Origin of the sequence: Bacillus mesophilus, assembly GCF_011008845.1 — a bacterium.
Taxonomy (GTDB): domain Bacteria; phylum Bacillota; class Bacilli; order Bacillales; family SA4; genus Bacillus_BS; species Bacillus_BS mesophilus.
Map to the genome: position 1 here is coordinate 475558 of NZ_JAAIWM010000001.1, position 18494 is coordinate 494051.

17 protein-coding genes and 1 pseudogene are annotated in these 18494 nt (G+C 37.3%); 6 read left to right on the plus strand and 12 right to left on the minus strand.

Annotated elements, in window-relative coordinates:
- Window positions 1-43: 43 nt before the first annotated feature.
- The 4 genes from G4D63_RS02450 to G4D63_RS02465 form a co-directional block, all read right to left on the minus strand.
- Window positions 44-3700, minus strand: a complete 3657-nt coding sequence (locus tag G4D63_RS02450) for a multicopper oxidase domain-containing protein (RefSeq protein WP_163177325.1) — start codon at window positions 3698-3700, stop codon at window positions 44-46.
- Between the two features lie 18 nt (window positions 3701-3718).
- Complete coding sequence (locus G4D63_RS02455; RefSeq protein ID WP_163177327.1) at window positions 3719-4018, minus strand: hypothetical protein; 300 nt, start codon at window positions 4016-4018, stop codon at window positions 3719-3721.
- A 15-nt stretch (window positions 4019-4033) separates the two neighbouring features.
- A complete protein-coding gene (locus G4D63_RS02460) occupies window positions 4034-4342 on the minus strand; it encodes a hypothetical protein (protein ID WP_163177329.1) in 309 nt (102 codons plus the stop codon).
- 81 nt (window positions 4343-4423) lie between these two features.
- Window positions 4424-5182 (minus strand): hypothetical protein, encoded by a 759-nt coding sequence (locus G4D63_RS02465; protein WP_163177331.1) that lies wholly within the window; start codon window positions 5180-5182, stop codon window positions 4424-4426.
- Between the two features lie 210 nt (window positions 5183-5392).
- On the opposite strand from G4D63_RS02465, the gene G4D63_RS02470 reads away from it, so the two are divergent.
- Entirely contained in the window at window positions 5393-5869 is a 477-nt protein-coding gene (locus tag G4D63_RS02470) for a CotY/CotZ family spore coat protein (protein ID WP_163177333.1), read from the plus strand.
- Between the two features lie 148 nt (window positions 5870-6017).
- Window positions 6018-6440: pseudogene (locus tag G4D63_RS02475) on the plus strand (CotY/CotZ family spore coat protein); the annotation flags it as partial.
- Between the two features lie 164 nt (window positions 6441-6604).
- Here the strand turns inward: G4D63_RS02475 and G4D63_RS02480 are convergent.
- From G4D63_RS02480 to mgtE, 4 genes are all read right to left on the minus strand, one after another.
- On the minus strand, window positions 6605-7036 hold the full coding sequence (locus tag G4D63_RS02480; protein WP_163177337.1) for a CotO family spore coat protein: 432 nt from the start codon (window positions 7034-7036) through the stop codon (window positions 6605-6607).
- 156 nt (window positions 7037-7192) lie between these two features.
- Window positions 7193-7969 (minus strand): enoyl-ACP reductase FabI, encoded by a 777-nt coding sequence (gene fabI / locus G4D63_RS02485; protein WP_163177339.1) that lies wholly within the window; start codon window positions 7967-7969, stop codon window positions 7193-7195.
- A 199-nt stretch (window positions 7970-8168) separates the two neighbouring features.
- Window positions 8169-10028 carry a monovalent cation:proton antiporter family protein gene (locus G4D63_RS02490; protein ID WP_163177341.1) on the minus strand — a complete coding sequence of 620 codons (1860 nt, stop codon included), beginning with the start codon at window positions 10026-10028 and terminating at the stop codon, window positions 8169-8171.
- Window positions 10029-10110: 82 nt separating this feature from the next.
- Entirely contained in the window at window positions 10111-11466 is a 1356-nt protein-coding gene (mgtE, locus tag G4D63_RS02495; protein WP_163177343.1) for a magnesium transporter, read from the minus strand.
- A gap of 284 nt (window positions 11467-11750) precedes the next feature.
- Here mgtE and G4D63_RS02500 point away from each other — a divergent pair, with 284 nt between their 5' ends.
- Both G4D63_RS02500 and prpE read left to right on the plus strand, forming a co-directional pair.
- On the plus strand, window positions 11751-12923 hold the full coding sequence (locus G4D63_RS02500) for an FtsW/RodA/SpoVE family cell cycle protein (RefSeq protein WP_163177345.1): 1173 nt from the start codon (window positions 11751-11753) through the stop codon (window positions 12921-12923).
- Between the two features lie 428 nt (window positions 12924-13351).
- Window positions 13352-14092 (plus strand): bis(5'-nucleosyl)-tetraphosphatase PrpE, encoded by a 741-nt coding sequence (prpE, locus tag G4D63_RS02505; RefSeq protein WP_163177347.1) that lies wholly within the window; start codon window positions 13352-13354, stop codon window positions 14090-14092.
- A 9-nt stretch (window positions 14093-14101) separates the two neighbouring features.
- On the opposite strand, the gene G4D63_RS02510 is transcribed toward prpE, so the two are convergent.
- The 4 genes from G4D63_RS02510 to G4D63_RS02525 all read right to left on the minus strand — a co-directional run bounded on the left by G4D63_RS02510 (window position 14102) and on the right by G4D63_RS02525 (window position 17096).
- Entirely contained in the window at window positions 14102-15001 is a 900-nt protein-coding gene (locus G4D63_RS02510; protein WP_163177349.1) for an RluA family pseudouridine synthase, read from the minus strand.
- A 4-nt stretch (window positions 15002-15005) separates the two neighbouring features.
- The gene (locus G4D63_RS02515) at window positions 15006-15803 is read right to left on the minus strand and encodes an NAD kinase (protein WP_163177351.1); all 798 of its coding nucleotides are present in this window, start codon (window positions 15801-15803) and stop codon (window positions 15006-15008) included.
- Between the two features lie 15 nt (window positions 15804-15818).
- Window positions 15819-16442 carry a GTP diphosphokinase gene (gene yjbM / locus G4D63_RS02520; protein ID WP_163177353.1) on the minus strand — a complete coding sequence of 208 codons (624 nt, stop codon included), beginning with the start codon at window positions 16440-16442 and terminating at the stop codon, window positions 15819-15821.
- A 282-nt stretch (window positions 16443-16724) separates the two neighbouring features.
- Window positions 16725-17096, minus strand: a complete 372-nt coding sequence (locus tag G4D63_RS02525) for a UPF0738 family protein (protein WP_163177355.1) — start codon at window positions 17094-17096, stop codon at window positions 16725-16727.
- A 108-nt stretch (window positions 17097-17204) separates the two neighbouring features.
- On the opposite strand from G4D63_RS02525, the gene G4D63_RS02530 reads away from it, so the two are divergent.
- On the plus strand, window positions 17205-17804 hold the full coding sequence (locus tag G4D63_RS02530) for a CYTH domain-containing protein (protein WP_163177357.1): 600 nt from the start codon (window positions 17205-17207) through the stop codon (window positions 17802-17804).
- Window positions 17794-18420, plus strand: a complete 627-nt coding sequence (locus G4D63_RS02535) for a lytic transglycosylase domain-containing protein (RefSeq protein ID WP_338023882.1) — start codon at window positions 17794-17796, stop codon at window positions 18418-18420. The genes G4D63_RS02530 and G4D63_RS02535 overlap by 11 nt, the downstream gene beginning before the upstream one ends.
- The last annotated feature ends 74 nt before the right edge of the window (window positions 18421-18494 follow it).

Below are 18494 nucleotides of genomic sequence, written 5' to 3' on the forward strand. Positions count from 1 at the left end.
CCACCTTTTTTTATTAGAAGGGGACATTCAAGTCCCCGTTGTACTATTTTTCAAGTGGAGGTAAATGTTTCATAAATCTTTCATGAACTCTCATGATCCCCCACATTCCGAGTTCAATATCCCACATGATATTACCCGATCGATACATATAATCACCTGGGAAGTTAAAAAGACTACCTGCACCACCGACTAACTCAAGGTCTACCTTACGCCCCATTACGTTAAAACCGACAAAAGATTCTATACGAGAATTTAAATCCCTAGCATCAAATCTCCAGTAATGCCCATGCAGGTGGAAAGTGTGAGTTCTCCTCCGTTCTGCAGGAGTGACCAGTCGAATTGAAACAGGGTCCCCAGGATAAGCTTCATATACAGGTGTTGCAGGGTCTCCAAACACCTTAGAACTAAATAAATCACTTAATTCTGGATGTTCCCTAAATCGATTAATTAAACGTTCCGTACGATAGTTAAAGCCTCTTGAGCCTTGGTCATACGTATCCACTTCTTCTACAGCCAAATCCTCAGGTCCATCTGCTAATAAGATTCCATCTACTGGATCTTGGATTAATTGTCCTGCTTCATCATATAAGCGAACTCCATCGTGCATAATCATGACAAACTCACGGATATCTGGAAGCAGAGGATGACGAAGTACTGCATTGGACCCAGATTTAAGTGGTTCGTGCGTATACGGATCAAGATACTCTGTTCCCCTTACTTCACCTATGATCGCACCAAATGCACCTTGAGAACGATGGTTACGAATATCTGCCATATCCCACATACCTCTTGCAGCACCGTTAGATCGGTCAATATACCATTTATACTTAATGGTTTCACCTGGACCAACTGTTTGATCAGGATTAAATCCTACTGTTTCACCCGCTGAAGTTTTAACGTCATATAATACCAACTGTGGATGAAGCGATACCCTTAAGGAAGGTGGATAAAATGCTTGTTCCTTTACTTCAGGGTATGGGTAAATTCCATCTTTAAATGGAAACTTATCAAATTCCAGTAAGCTCGTAAGATTCACTTCAATGGTATCTCCTACATTTCCTCTTATTACTAATGGTTCTGGGTTTTTACGTCCTGCGAGAATATCATCTACATCTTCTGCCAAGGCGAAAACAATTCCATTCTGATCCACCTCACCATAAGTTGGGTTATAAATGATAGGAGTTTGAATGGCTACAATGTCATAACACCTAACAGGACTTTCAGGTGGTCCAAGACTAACTACCTCTTTTGCCTTTTCCGGTGGCTCGCCCGTACAAACTGGTAATGGCTTTGTTCGTTTTGGTGGGAGTGGTTGATCTGACAGCGGAATTAAGTTTGGAACTTCTTCATCATAAGCACGAATGAGTCCCCACGTACCATTCCATAAATCCTCTTCTGTTTCAAATGTCCATAAATAGTCGCCTGAAGTATGCAAATACGTTTCAAATGTGAAGGATTCCGAGATTCCTATATGCTGCTGATCCTCATTCTTTGAATCCAAATCTCTTCGTTCACTTAACCATTCCAACCCATGGAGATTAAAGCTGTGTGATTCTTCGTGCGCCCCCTGAAGAAGTCGGATTCGGATGGGATCCCCTTCATAAGCCCTTAAAATATCGGTGACTGGGTCTCCATGAACATAAGAACTGAAGGAATACGCAGGTTCACAATCAGGTCCAAGTCTAAATTGTAGTGGTTCATTTCTATAGTTCACAGCAAATACTCCGGGATCATCTAACGAACCAGGGTATCCTGGTGGTGCAATTGGGTTTCCATCCTTGTCAAACAAATAGACAAAATCTTGAACATTTAATGCGAGATCACGGTAATCAGGAATCAATGGATGGAACACCGTTACCTGTGTGCCTCTAACTGTTTCTTCTCCTGTTTGAGAATCTACAATATTTGAAAATCTTGGTTGCACCACGCCTGCACCAAACACTCCATGCTGTTCATGTTGAACCGCAAATAAATGATCGTGGAAAAACCAAGCTTTTAATTCTACATCAGCAAAATATTCATAACGAATGGTTTCACCAGGTAATACGCTAGAATCATAGTTCCACCCTACATTCGCTCCATCATTTACTAAAACATCAAATTTCACAAAGTGGATATGCATGCCAACTTCATAGGTTCTAACCGCAGTTTGAAACGCATCTCCATCTAATATATGAGGTAGTCTATTTGTAAAATTCACACGTATACATACACCTGCTGGCTGGTGTATGATTAATGGTATTGGCTCTTTTCGTCCTGACAACACATCATCGATATCCTCATCAAGGATATATATACGACCTTTTGGATCGTGCCAGCCTTGCTTGTTATAGACAATCGGTAGTTCAATAAGAGAAATATTATATTCAATTACAGGAGCATTATCTAAGCATGGATCTGAAAAAACTGCACCAGGACGTGGATTAGGAATAGCCGCATTACGTTCTAGATCTGTCATTTCTCGACCACCCACTATCCCTAGTGGAGGTCTTGGTGCTTTACAACCAACTTTACCAGGAATAAAGTTAGGAAAACCAGGGCGTTCTGGAGTTGGAATCGGTGGTGGTTCTCTGTCAGGAAGTGGCTGTAATGCTTTAATTGGGACGCCATTTGGGTAGCACTGACTGCCATCCTGCAGGGTATCAAATACACGATTTATTCCCCACATTCCTGCACCAAAATGCGGATATAAGTGACAGTGTATGATAACGTCACCTATTGAGCCATGCAAACTACCTAACCCATATAAAGGTTCAATATCATAATGAGTTTGTGGGCTTGTTGATTGAGAGTCAAATATTTCTGAATTTACATTCTTATTATCCCTAAACCATTGGTGAACATGATAGTGAAACACATGCGTTTCTTTCACCCCTGCATGACTAAGTCTGATTTTAGCTGAATCTCCTACATAACCTCTCAATATAGGTGTGGCTGGATCTCCAAACACCCATGAATCATGATGGACTTCCTCTCCATCACAATCAGGACAAACAACACCTTCAGAAATTAACTGTTTTCTTCTGTTTAATGGTTCATAACGGTAATTGACACCGTGGAAGGATTCAGCCTCTTGTCCGGTATCAAAATCAATCGGGCGATTTCCGGTTATATCGTTAATCTCCATCTGATCTGCAAACATCCATGTGTACTCTCTAAAAGATGGCACATAAGGATTGTGTATATCTGCATCTGCACCGCTATTAATAGGGCCTCCTGTTACAGGATCTGTCCACCATGAAAAGCGTTTTTGCACATATAAGGCCCCGTATAAACCATTACCATTAGACCCGTTCTCACTACTTGAAGGATTCCCTAAGTCAGTGAATAAATAAATTCCTTCGTGAGATACATTCAATCGATAAAGAATTTTCTCACCAGTTGGGACAGTCGTATCTGGATTGAAACCAACATTGGCTCCATCAGAAGTGAGTACATCATAATCAGCTTCTTGAAAATGCATACTTGATGCAAACGGAAGCTTGTTTTCAAATAAGATCTCGACAACATCCCCTTGATTAGCTCGGATAATGAGTGGTTGAACTAAATCAACTGGAGTAAAAGGATTCTTCTTAACAAGTTCTTTTACTTTCTTCTCGTTTTCCTTTAATACGTACATCATCCCGTTTGGATTGTGATCTCCAAAGGTGTTTACAACGATACGTATTGGAATCGCGACGACATGATAGCATCGCTTCATCATAAAACCTCCTCTCTATTAACCATTCGTTAATTCAGGAATGGTTGGTCCATCATCTCTTTCTATATAAAAGACCTCAATATTGTGGATATGAATATGCCACAACCTATTTTCTAGCTGGGCATAGTGTGTTGTTTCCACATCAATCTCAACTAGGTCATTAATAACATCTACAATGGTACCTATAAATAGAAACGGAAAGGACGGCATTAACACAAATACTTTTCGACCAATTCCATCGATAAAATGCTGGATCATCGCTTCACCATGAATTTCATTTACTGAAGAAAAAGATTGATTATTACCTAAGTGGCTCATGGTTTGTACCTCCTCTTATGAGATTGGAAATCTAGTACTACAATCAAAATTTGTAGTAAAGTGGGCAATTTTTTCAAAAGGTATGCTAATTGGAAACGGATTTTCGTAAAATGGCGCATTAACAAACTTGATAATGACTGGATATAAAGTGATATGCCCTGTCTCTACTTCGGCAATTGTTCCACAAAAAATGGGTCTAAAGGTTTGCCCTAATAAATTAAGTTGAGGTGCTTCTGTAACAACTAGGATTTCATCCCCAATCATTCCTACAAGGTCCTCAAATATACGGTCAACAATAGGTTCTTGGTCATTGTTGTGACTCATTACATATCCTCCTTTAATAAAGATTACTAGTAATCTATTCTTCTTGGATCTAATTGGTATAGGTTCATATACAGGTTGGTATCAAAAACTCATCCATTTTTTTATAATATCTAACAATCTCAGACTTTCAATATAAGCAATTTCCCCAAGATTAACTTCCATGTTCTTTTTCATTAGTTTCAACTGGAGCTTATCTTTTTTTACATCCACAATTTTTCCTATTTCCTTATTTCCTGTTAACAACCTTACTTCAATCCAGGTGCCCTCCCATCTCTTAAGACTTGAATGAATAGAATCTTCATTGAACAGCTGATAAATCGGATCTCTTTTCGTAACCGTTTCTCCAAAGTTGTATAAAAGTTTTTCACGAAACTGATTATCATAAATAAAGTGTTGATGTGTGTTTGAATAATTAGGGATTCCATATGGAACGTTTGCCGAGTCGATAAGCTGATAAGGGATCCAATACCTGCTTTTCAAATCAGTTAACATCACATGATCCCGCCCCACTCCACTTACTTTTCCAACTGTATAAATAGATTTTCCATTATAAAGTGAATACACCTCTACCTGCTGATTACGCTTCATTTTAAAGAATTTTTTTAGTGTTAAAACTTTTTTCCTAGACGGGTCTTTGCTCGTAATATTAAATAAATTTCTTTGATCCAAATATTCCATCAAAATTCTTGTTTCCTCTGTAGAGAGGTTACTAGTTGGGGAGGTTAATCCCTCTCCTAGTGATAAGTTCCTCTCATTTATTTGATCCATTACAATAATTTCTTCTTTTCTTCTTTCTAATAACCTTCTTACATATTCGTCATGCAGGATTTTCTCTTTCACAAAGTACCTCCTTCCGTTTTGAAGATAATCTTTATAAGGTATGTCAAAAGTCCTGAACTTGAGATTGACCAACGTCATTCTTAATAAAATTACTACGTAGCGAGCCTAATTTTACAAACTATGGACACCTTCCTAACACCAAACAGCTTACTTTTCATAGATTAGTTAGTGACGATAACGTCAAAATAAAAACTAGGGAGATGAAAGTTAATGAGTTGTAAAGATCATGATTTTAATTGTGTATGTGATGCAGTCCGTAATATCGCTGACCTTCAAGACGCTGTAGAAGATAACTGTCCTACTAGTTGCTACTCAAACCTATTAAACCCAGCATTTGCTCCAGGTAGAGACACGATTCCATTCATTCTTTATACAAAGAAAGGTAAGCCATTCACTGCATTTGGTAACATCCGTCCAGACAATGTTTCAAGCCCTGTTATTGGTATGAATGCTTTCAAAACACCTTTCTTCCGTGTAAACAGTGTAGATGGTTGTTGTGCGACGCTTGAATTACTAGAGTCAGATGTTGAGCCTGATTGCAGAAAAGATGTTGAAGACATCATCTGTGGTACTGAGCGTTTATTCAGAACGAACAACTGTATTGAAGTTGACTTAAGCTGCTTCTGTGCAATCCAATGTTTAACTCCTGAATTGTTAGCTCCACTAACTGGTCAACACAAACGCTAATTTTAGAAAAGTAAGAGCCCGGCAAATTGCTGGGCTTTTCTTTTGTCCATAAGCAAAAAGATAGGTAACCCACCTACACACATATATACTTGTCCCTCTATAACATAGTAAGGAATCACAAGTTAATAGAGTTATAGGAGGCAATTGAATGAGTAAACGTAAAGATGATTTTGATTTTAATTGTGTATGCAAAGCTGTTCAAAACATTAAAGATTTACAAGATGCTGTAGAAGATAACTGTCCTACTAGTTGTTTTTCAGATCTTTTATCCCCAGCTAATTTTGTAGGTGATACAATTCCTTTCTTGCTTTATACAAAGAAAGGTGATCTTTTTAAAGCATTTGGAAACATTGGTGAGTTAAGAGGCGGGGAATGTTTTAAGACTCCATTTTTCCGAGTAGAAGGTATCGATGGCTGCTGTGCAACTCTTTCTTTATTAAGACCAATTGGAGTAGACTTTTGCGAAACAGATGATATTTGCAATGTGGAAAGACTAGTCAAAACAGACTTCTGTATTGAGGTTGACCTTGGTTGCTTCTGTGCTATTCAATGTCTAGACCCAAGACTTGTCACTAACTTCTTTAGAGGCCAAGAAAGTGTTGCGAGTGTAGAAGACTCCGTTGAAGTTGAAGTAGAAGATGTTCAAGAAGACGATGATGACAATTTCGGAGGTCGTCGAAGAAGAAGACGTTAATAGATAAAAAAAGAAATTGGCTTCCAGGCCAATTTCTTTTTTTATAACCCTATAACCTGAATACTTTGAATCAAACGAATTGGAATTTGGACCTTGTATGGATCCTTCAGTATTCTTGCTGTCACAATGTTATTTTCCAGTGAAACAATCCTACCCTGGTACGTTTCGGTTTCTGTGATAATTTCACACAAGGGTTTCGGCATGTTTGATTTACGATTGGTAAAGAAATGTATTTTCTCTTCAATAGAATATTCATGAAACTTTTTTCGTAAAGGAATAGTCTTTTCTTCTTCCTTTGTTTCTAGATCTGGAACTTCACTTAAGGGTTCTGTTTCTAGGTTTTCTACATCAAGCTCTGGTACCTCTTTTTTTATCGTATAATAATCTTGCATCTTTACAAAAGCCGGTTGTAAGTCCGGTTGAGCAATGTATAAGAGAGGTGGACGTTTGACTGTTTGAGGTTCTTCTTTCATTTGTGTTTACCCTCCGTATCCATTAGTTTTCACTTTATGTGTATGCTTGTTACGGAATGGGTGTGCCTATTTTTAAATGAATATTGAATTATTTCTTAGTTTAAGGTTCACTAATGAGGATAGATAATAGAAAAACCCCTGCTTGCAGGGGTCTAATTAATTTCCTAATATATGATATCCTGAATCAACATGAATCATTTCACCAGTAATTCCTCGTGATAGATCACTGAATAAGAATACGGCTGTATCTCCTACTTCTTCTTGAGTAGTTGTGCGACGAAGTGGTGATTTTTCTTCAATTTCTTTTAAGATTGAGTTGAAATCACTAACTCCTTTAGCCGATAATGTACGAATTGGACCTGCAGAAATAGAGTTCACACGAATTCCTTGCTTCCCAAGGTCATTGGCTAAGTACTTCACACTTGCATCAAGAGAAGCCTTCGCAACACCCATTACATTATAGTTGTTAACTACACGCTCTCCACCTAGGTAAGTAAGAGTGACAATACCTCCACCCTCAGTCATCAAGTCCTTCGCCACTTTAGCAACAGCTGTTAACGAATAAGAGCTAATATTATGTGCTAATAAAAATCCATCTCTTGTTGTATTCATATAATCACCGTTTAACTCTTCTTTGTTAGCAAAAGCAATACAGTGTGCAACACCATGAATAACCCCAACTGATTCCTTAATCTCTTCAAAGCATTTTTCAATATCCTGATCATTAGTTACATCGCAAGGTAGAACCAGTGAATCTTTACGATCTAAAGATTCTGCGAGATCACGCACGCTCTGCTCAAGACGTTCACCTGCGTAGGTAAACACTAGACGTGCTCCTGCATCATGTAATGATCTAGCAATTCCCCATGCAATACTTCTTTTATTTGCAACACCCATTACCACATATGTACGATCTTTTAAAGAAAAATTCATCAATTGGTTCCTCCTAAAAATCCATTTATACATGTTATTAGTACCTAGTCATAGTATAACATAATAGTTATTGATTTTACCATATGCTTTAAAAAAAGACGGTTACCCTGAAAAGAGGGAATCTTCATTCCAGAACACTGCTAAAGAAAGGTCTTGTTATAAGAAAAAGCCTTATCAAATGATAAGGCTTTTTCGGTATTTATACGGTTTTCCCAAATTCTAATACCATCTTAAGTTCGTCTACATATTCTCTAGAACCTGTAACGATTAAACGATCATCTAGCTTCAATTCGGTATCTCCGTGAGGAACAATGGAATCCTTGCCTCTAAAGATACGAACAAAAATTACATCTCCTGTAAAAGGAAAGTTTCTAAGCTGTATTCCGTTATAAAGGTTATTGGACATATTGATTTGATATAGTGCTGTTTCTTGATTGGTTAAGATATTCATTACGCCTGGTGATTCAATTAATGCACGTAACAAAGATTTTGTAGAAAGGAAAACTGAGAATACTTCAACACCATGACTCTTTAATGCTTCATCTAACTCAGGTGTCTCAGCACGAGCAATGACACGCTCTACGCCATATTCCTTAGCAAACGTTGCAATCTCTGCGTTTTTTTCCTCATCCCCTGTTGTTACAACAAGGATATCGACAGCAAAAATATCTAATTCCTTCAATTCATCAATCGAATAATTCTCTAGTTCTACAATGTTGAATAGGGAATCTGTCACTTGCTTTTCAATCTTCTCTTGTTTTATATGGTAGATGGTTGTGTCATAGAGATTTTTATTTAATTCTAAAGTTGCTGGTAGTGTTAGTTGATTTGCCCCAATAAACGCAACCTTTTTCTTCATGTCCTCTTCTTCCTGAATCGGGAACAGTTTCTTAAATGCAATTGGAGTGATAATGCTCGTAATAACCGCAACTAGAATCAGTGCTCCTGACATTTGACCATCAATGATGCCCATTCTTTCCCCAATCGTTGCCGCTGCAATCACTAAAGAAAGTGTCGAGGTCAATAGGAATCCTGAAGCAAGAACTGTTTTTGTATCATACCAGAACCTCATAATATAAATTGGCACAAGTTTAGAAACAAATAATGCAATTAATAATAGCGGTATTAAATATAAAACTTTTGGATCCTCAAATAAACTCCAAATATCTAAATTAACCCCTACCATTACAAAGAATATCGGAATTAAAAATCCATAACCAAATGAGTCAAGCTTATGCACAAGGTCAGCATTCGGTGATAGTAATGAAACTAGTACCCCTGCTAAAAATGCTCCAAGTATATTCTCTGCACCCACTGACTCTGATACACCAACTAGTACGATGATTAAAGTAAAAACGGCTCTCGTCCCAATTTGAATAGTACCCTTTGACATAGTCTCTAAATAGGTTTGGTTCTTAAAGTATTTACCTACTAGATAGAATGCTACACCTGCACCAAATAGGATGAGTAATAACCACATGTTTCCTTGATCTTCACTATACAATGATACAAATACAGCAAGTAGAATCATCGTCACAAGGTCTGCGATTACAGCTACTAATAAAATCGTTTGTCCGATTGAACGCTTCATTAGGTTAGCTTCTTTTAACGTAGGTACGACTACCCCTAAGGAAATGGTAGAAATAATTAAGGTCATTAAGAATGCATTTTCAATGAATCCTGCCCATACAAACATATAAGATAATAATAATGAGATTCCGAATATCCCTACAAATACAATGGAAGAAACAAAAAATGCATTAGGTGCATCTTTTCCAGATGGTAAAATTTCTTTCTTTTTATTACCAGCAAACGCTGAAAAGTCGATTTCAAGTCCACTTAAAAACATTAAGAAAATGAACCCCAAAGTGGAAAGTGTTTCAATCCACATATCTGGATGTATTAAGTTAAAACCTGTTTTACCAATAATTAATCCCATGATAATTTCTGCCACTACGACCGGGAGAAAATTAAGTTTGAATCTGTGCATTAATAACGGCGTTAGAAATGCAACTATAACTACTATTAGTAATGATGTTACGGAAGCATGATGTTCCAAATTGTATTCCCCCTTTAACACTGAAGCTTTTAAAGTGTATCTTAAGAAATATTTTGAACAATTTACTTTTATTCAATATTCCTTACAATAAGTACTGCATAAACATCGTTGCCAACCCAAAATAAACAATAATACTTATAATATCATTAATCGTTGTAATAAATGGGCCAGATGCAACAGCTGGATCTATTTTAAACTGGTGCATGAGCAATGGGATTATAGCACCAGCAATAGTTGCTATAAATAGGGTAATAAAGATGGAGATCCCTACTAGTCCACCAAGCACCAGGTTCTGTTTCCAAAAAAATACGATCAATGTTACTAATATTCCACAAGTTGCTCCAGTTATTAGTCCAGTTCCCGCTTCTCTCCAAATTGATTTCCAGATTGATGTTTGGAACGTATCACCAGTAGCAATATTTCGAACTGCAACGGCTAATGCCTGAGTGCCCGTATTACCAGCCATCCCTGCAATTAAAGGAATAAATACAGCCAATATTGCAACTTGATCAAGGGTTTCCTCAAACCTTCCGATTAAGTTAGCTGTGAGCATTCCTAAAAACAATAAAATGACAAGCCAAGGAAGTCTCTTTTTTGCAGCGGAAAAGGAACCACGGTCAATGGTGTCCATATTAGAAACGGCAGCAAGCTTTGAATAGTCATCAGAAGCCTCTTCATCAATAACATCAATAATATCATCAACAGTTATAATACCGAGTAGATGTCCAGTAAAATCTACAACGGGAAGTGCTAAGAAGTTATAATCCTTCATCGTTCTCGCTACAACCTCTTGGTCATCTCCTACACTAACTGATACGACACGATCATACATGATCTCAGCAATCATCATGTCCTCATCCGATATAATTAAATCTCGCAAACTGATAACACCTACTAATTTTTTCTCATCATCAACGACATACAAGTAATAGATCGTTTCAGCATCAGGCGCTTCTTTTTTCAGTATTTGCATCGCAGAACGAATTGTTTGATTAGTCTCAATTGATATAAACTCAGTTGTCATGATACTTCCAGCGGTATATTCATCATAGTGAAGAAGCTCTTGAATCTCACGAGCAGCTTCATCATCCATAATGTTTAAATAGCTTGCTACCTGATTTTTTTCCAGCTCATTTAAAACGTCTGCCGCATCATCCGCATACATTTCAGCTAACATATCGGCTGCATATGCAGGGGTCATATCTGTGATAATCTCCTCAACTTCATCTCCTGATTCAAGGTTTTCAATTATAGGTGCCATTTCTTCAGGAGACATATATTCATAGATACGACGTCTTAGGTCTCGATTCTGATTTTCAAAAAACTTTGCTTGATCATAAGGGTGTAACTCTAAAAACTCCTGACGAAATTCTATGATGTCCTCTGTTTCTAACAAATGAAGTAATTTTTCTTCTATCTCTATTTGGATTTCCGTCATGCTGTATCCTCCTCTCCAACCGTCAAGTTTCGGCAAATTTCTCTAATGTTTATAGTAGCAGACTCTGAAATAGATGTCCCTTATTTTGAACCTAATTAGTTTTTGTAATCTAATAGAGCATTATTATCGGTATACTTAGACACACATAAAAACTTCGATAAATGTACATACCCTATTTTAATCTTTTATAACCCACTATTAGAAAAAATCATCATTTGTAAGGTTTGTTCGCCCGAAAAGTTGGTATAACTGTTAATAGATCATCAATTGAGAAGGGATCATCTATGAATTCTGAGAAAACAACGCAGCAACAAATTGATTATACTTTGCTATTTATTTTATTTTTATTAAGTATTGCCAGTACCCTTGCCATATTAAGTGCACAACCATCTCTCCCAGAAAAACTTCAAAATATCAACTTCGTTGTACAACAATGGCAATGGTATGCAGTTGGATCAGTGGCAATATTAGTGACTATGATTGTTGATTATGATCGTTTCAAACAAGTAGCATGGTATTTATATGGTTTTGGATTACTTTTATTAGTAGGACTAGAATTAAATATTCCAAGCAGCTTAGTCCAAACGATTAAAGGAGCAACAAGTTGGTACAAACTACCTGGCATTGGAAATTTCCAACCATCAGAACTATTAAAGATCTTTTTGATTTTAGTATTAAGTCAATTAGTTGTCTCACATCGTGAAAAACATCAGAATGGTACTGTTAAATTAGATATTATATTACTTTTTAAACTTTCGGTTACCACGATTGTCCCTTTGTTATTTTTAATTAAGCAACCTGATATGGGTATGTCGATGGTTTTTATGTCAATCTTCTTATCAATCTTGATCGTGTCGGGAATTCGTTGGAGAATCTTGGTGGCTCTTGCCTTGCTATTCCTATTCCTAGTCATGAGTTTAATCTATATTTACTTTGCATTTCCCGTTTTTTTCAGAGTAAATATTCTTGATGAATATCAATTAAATCGCTTTTATGGCTGGCTTAGCCCTTATGAATATTCAAGTGCGCAGGGTTTTCAGTTGATTAGATCACTACTCGCAATTGGATCTGGTTCTCTTTCAGGAAAAGGCTATATGCAAACTGAAGTTTACCTTCCTGAGCCTCACACTGACTTTATCTTTTCAATCATTGGGGAGCAGTTTGGGTTTATTGGTGCAAGCCTAGTTATTGCTTTATTTTTCCTACTTATTTATCGAATGATACATATTGCATTAGAATGCAATGATCCTTATGGAAGCTATTTATGCGCTGGTATTATAGGGATGATTACCTTTCAAGTGTTTCAAAATATTGGTATGACTGTTGGACTATTACCTATTACAGGGCTTCCCCTTCCTTTTATAAGCTACGGGGGGAGTTCACTAGCAACTTATATGCTTGCAATAGGAATTATCTTGAATGTGCGTTCTCGTACAAAAAAATATTTATTTGATTAACAGTGGCTTATTAGCTACTGTTACTTGTTCACGAGATAAGAAAGCATAAGTTTTTTTACTTTGGGTTTGTGTCTAGCTCCAGCGCCCAGCCCCTCGAGGGAAAAAGGAAGTACACTTTTTCCTAGGTCAAATACAGTGAAACTTCCATCAGTGCTCTACTGTTCCATCAGTGCTCTACTGATGGTTAGTTGAACCAATCGGGGTCTTACTGGCGCTTTAATTCAAACTTATTATTTTATATGTTTCCGTTAGCGCCAGTTAGACCGGGATAACCCACCGAGAATAAATGGGAACATTTGATTGTCGGAGGCCTGCAGGATGCAGGTCAGGCAGGCGTAGCAACAGGACGTTGCGCACTTAGCCTGCCTTCATCTGCCAGGGCGCTTGCGCTTTTCTTAATACTAAGCACCAAGAGGAGTGAAATAGATATGAAAGTAGATATTATTGGTGATATACACGGCTGTTACGATGAGTTTTTCGAATTAACAAAAAAGCTTGATTATGAGTGGCAAGAAGGGGTTCCTTTACATAAGGAAGGAAGAGTATTGGCCTTTGTCGGTGATTTAACAGACCGAGGTCCCAAGTCGATAAAAGTCATTCAAACCATTTATCAGCTAGTTATGATTGCTAAGAAAGGGTTCTACTGTCCAGGTAATCATTGCAATAAACTATACCGTTTTTTTCTTGGACGTAAGGTACAGACCACACATGGGTTGGAAACAACCGTCGCCGAATGGGAGGCTTTACCAAAGAAGGAACAAGAAAAAGTCAAAAATCAATTTATTGAACTATATGAAGCCTCTCCTCTATACCATGTATTAGATGAAAAGAAGCTAGTTATTGCACATGCTGGGCTTAGGCAGGACTATATTGGACGATATGATAAAAAAGTACAGACCTTTGTCTTATATGGGGATATTACAGGTGAGTCTCATCCTGACGGTTCACCTATAAGACGTGATTGGGCCCAAAATTACACTGAATCAGCATGGGTGGTCTATGGGCATACGCCTGTTAAGCAAGCACGAATGATTAATCATACGATCAACATTGATACTGGAGCAGTTTTTGGAGGGGAATTAACCGCACTTCGTTACCCTGAACTAGAAACGGTGTCTGTTCCATCCTCCTTGCCCTATGTAGAAGAGAAATTCAGATCATTTTCGTAAACAAACCGTTCATTCAACGACGCTTCGTAACACCTGTTGCATATCTTCAGGTAATGAAGCGCTGAATGATAACGGTTGTGAGGTAATAGGATGTGTAAAAGTAAGTGTTCGGCTGTGCAAAGCCTGCCGAAAAATCAGTTCTTTTCCTCCACCATATAGCTCATCTCCTAAGAGAGGATGACCAATATGAGACATATGAACACGAATCTGATGTGTTCTTCCCGTTTGAAGCGTAAGGGAGACATGTGTGAATCCTTTAAATCGATTCAAAACCTCATATTGAGTAATCGCTTCCTGTCCATCCTCTCTTACTTCTCTTTCTATAATACTTGTATCCTTTCTTCCTATCGGTGCATTTATGTTTCCAACATCCTCTTTAAGCTCGCCCTCTACAATTGCTTCATATGTTCTTCTTATTAGTGTAGCTTTCTGCTGCTTTGAGAACAAATGATGTGTGTAACGGTGCTTAGCTACAATTAATAATCCGGTTGTATCACGATCTAATCGATTGACGATGTGGATTGTACTTCCAATCCCCTGCTTCTTATAGTAGTGGAGAAGAGCATTTGCCAATGAGCCTCTTGGATGTTCTCTTGATGGAATAGTAGGCATGAATGCTTGTTTATTTATGATAAGAAGGTAATCATCTTCAAAGACTATTGATAACGGTAGGTTTTCCTCAACCATCTCTTCACTCGGATGCTCAATAGGAAAAATAACCTTTACCACATCGTCCACCTTGAGTATTGTTCGAACCGTTACCTCTTGTGAATTAACTACTATTTTTCCACCATTAAATTTTATATCAGTTAACGCTATTTTTGAAATATCTTTTGCTTTTAAGAACTCTCTAACTAGTTTTCCATCATCTTCACTACCTATGACCCAACTTAATGTAAAAGGTTCCATTTTCTTACTTGTCTCCAACAAACGAATCTCTAACTCTCTTCCAAAATGGGAATGGACGGAAACGAGCAAATTTAATTTTTTCTTGCGCAACTCGGTATTGGATTGATTTAACGTCCTTATGTAGAAGTGTTAGATGGTCAACCGTTATTTGGAAGTCAACATGATTAATTGGTTTTAACATACACGTATGATGCCCTGGTAAAACAAGTGGTGAACCAATGGTTCTAAACACCCTATTATTAATGGAAGCCATTTCTGCAACCTGTATAGCTTCTATCGATGGGTGCAGAATAGCCCCGCCTAATGCTTTGTTATAAGCAGTGCTACCAGAAGGTGTTGAGATACATAATCCGTCTCCCCGGAATGTTTCAAAACGCTGCCCCTTAATTTCTAGGTCCATTACTAATGAGCCTTCTACCGCTTTTACCGTACTTTCATTTAAAGCCAGATATCTTGCTTCCTTGCCACCATTAAGATGACGAATAATTACCTCAAGAATAGGATATTCGACCACCTGATACGGTGTTTTTGCAATGGCAATAACAAGCTTTTCTACCTCTTCTGGAACCCAATCAGCATAAAATCCTAAATGACCCGTGTGAACACCGACAAATGCAGTTTTATCAAGTCGTTTTTGATATCGATGGAAAGCATATAAAAGAGTACCGTCTCCTCCTACAGAGATAACAATATCTGGCTGATCTTCATCATACTCTAGCTCAAAATCCTGCAAGTAGGTTCTCATCTTTAGCATTAATGTATTAGATACTGAGTCACCCTTGGATGTAATTGCAAATTTCACAGCGGTCACCCTCCTTTATAATTCGTTTTTTCTCGAAAATGCTGCTTGAGCTTCTTGAATCTCATCCTTAATAAGGGACATTTCTTCATCTAACTGAAAAGCTGCCTCTGCTGCCCGCTGCAGTCTCTTTTGTATATTAATAGGAATTTGTCCACTATATTTATAGTTTAAGGAGTGTTCAATGGTTGCCCAGAAGTTCATTGATAACGTTCTAATCTGTATCTCAACTAATATGTTTTTCATTCCCTCTAACGTTTCTACAGGATAACGAACAACAAGATGATAGGAGCGGTAACCACTTTCTTTCTTCTGAGAAATATAATTCCGTTCCTCTACAATTTCAAAGTCTTTTCGTTTTTTGAGAAGATCAACAACGGTTGTTATATCTTCCACAAACTGACACATCATTCTTACACCAGCAATGTCTGAGATTTCTTCTTCTATTGAATCTAACTCAATATTTTTATCTAGTGCCTTACTCATGATACTCGGAATGGGTTTTACCCTTCCTGTTACAAATTCAATGGGTGAAGTCTGCGAATGCTGTTCAAATTGAGAGCGAATCCCCTTGAACTTTATTTTCAATTCATCAACAGCCTGCACATATGGAGCTAAAAATACATCCCAGTTCTCTATCATTTAACCACCGCCACTAAGTCTCACATCTAATAAAAAGCGCAAGCGCCCGATTAAAGGAAGACAGGTTAAGGTCGCAACGTCCTGTTGCAACACCTGTCTGACCTGCCTCCTGCAGGCCCCCGACAAGCAAATGTTCCTATGACAAAGAAAAGGTGCTTTTCCTTTTATTTGTCATAGGGTTATTTGACCAAGGAAAAAGTGTTTTTTCTTTTTCCCTCGAGGGGCTGGGTGTTGGAGCTAGATTACTACAACACAGTAAAGAGAATGACTATATATCTAATATTATAAAAAAACGGACTCGACCTGCTTCACCATTTCATCACCATAATTACTGTTACCCTCAATGTTTTGGATCAGCTCACTAACCTCTGATTGTAATCCTTGTAGTTCAATCACATGCTTTTCTATAACTAACTTAACCGGAGTAGACTCCGTAAGCACTTTTTTTAGATGGGGCCAAAATGTATGTGATATAGATAAATAAACGTACTCATCAGATGCTTCAAGTATGTAAACAAATGCTAATTGATCAGAATCAACTAATACTCTTTCTGCTGCCTTTAGGGAAGACCCGTCAAGTTCTATAGGTTTTGGATAAAGAAATAACTCCTCTTCTCTCCATTCAACATCCTTAATCTCGATTCTTTTTTGCATAATGAAACTCCTCTCATGCCTTATATCTAATTTTATTTTACCATAGAAAACCATTCTACATTAACTGCTACATTATAGTATAATGTTTAAGGTAAAGGAGCTTGATGTATGAACCAAGAAATTGAAATTGAATTTAAAAACTTAGTCACAAAAGAAGAATTTGAAGGATTACTTAAGGAATTCTCCATTTCTAATCATCAATTTATCTTACAACAAAATCACTACTTTGATACAACTAGCTTCTCATTAAAAGATCATAAAGCAGCGTTAAGGATTCGCTATAAAAATAACTCTTATACATTAACCTTGAAACAAACTATTAATAAAGGAATTCTTGAAACGCATCAGGATTTAAGCGAGAATGAAGCTCAGTCCATGCTTCAAGGGGGCCTATTAATACAAGGTGATATTCGTACACTTATAGATGATTTAAATATAGATTCAAAAGAAATCCAATATCTTGGTACTCTTGAAACAAACCGAGCAGAAACTAACTATTTGAATGGGACTCTTGTGTTTGATCATAGTCATTATTTAAATAAAAATGATTATGAAATTGAATATGAAGTAACTGATTATGAAAAAGGTCTTCAAAACTTCAATCATTTGTTACAAAAACACCAAATTGATATTCGTGAAACTAATAATAAAATTCAGCGCTTTTTTATCGAGAAGCAAAAAGGAATGGGGGTACATCGTGAATATTAATCAAATGAAAATGGTCCTTGAATTGCAAGCATTAAGAAATTTCTCCGGAGTTTCTTCTTCTAATGAATCAGATTCTAATTTATTTCAGGAAATGTTGACGGAGTTATTGTCAAAGGGACTAAGCTCGACTGACGATGCATTAACATTCCTTAAAACTGAAGCACAAGAGATTTCTAGCACCCTCCCTATGTCCGGATTATCAGCCATTAAACAAGCATTACCTCCTATTCAATTAGGAAGTATTGACGATATGATAAAGCAAGCCGGTGAAAAGTATAATATTGATCCAAAGCTTATACATGCTGTCATCAAAAATGAATCCAACTTTAAACCAAACGCAGTAAGTCATGCTGGGGCAAGTGGACTTATGCAGCTTATGCCTTCTACAGCGAAAGGCTTAGGTGTTAAAAACATTTTTGACCCTGCTCAAAATATCGAGGGTGGTACAAAGTACCTTCGTAATATGCTAGATCGTTATGATGGAAACCTTACTCTAGCATTAGCCGCCTACAATGCTGGACCTGGAAATGTCGATAAATACAATGGAATTCCTCCATTTAGAGAAACACAGAACTATGTTAAAAAAGTAACAAATACGTATCAGCAACTTTCATAAATTTACAAGCCACCTTTTTAGGTGGTTTTTCATTGGGAAAATTTAACTCCACTATTCAAGCACTTTATTTGATG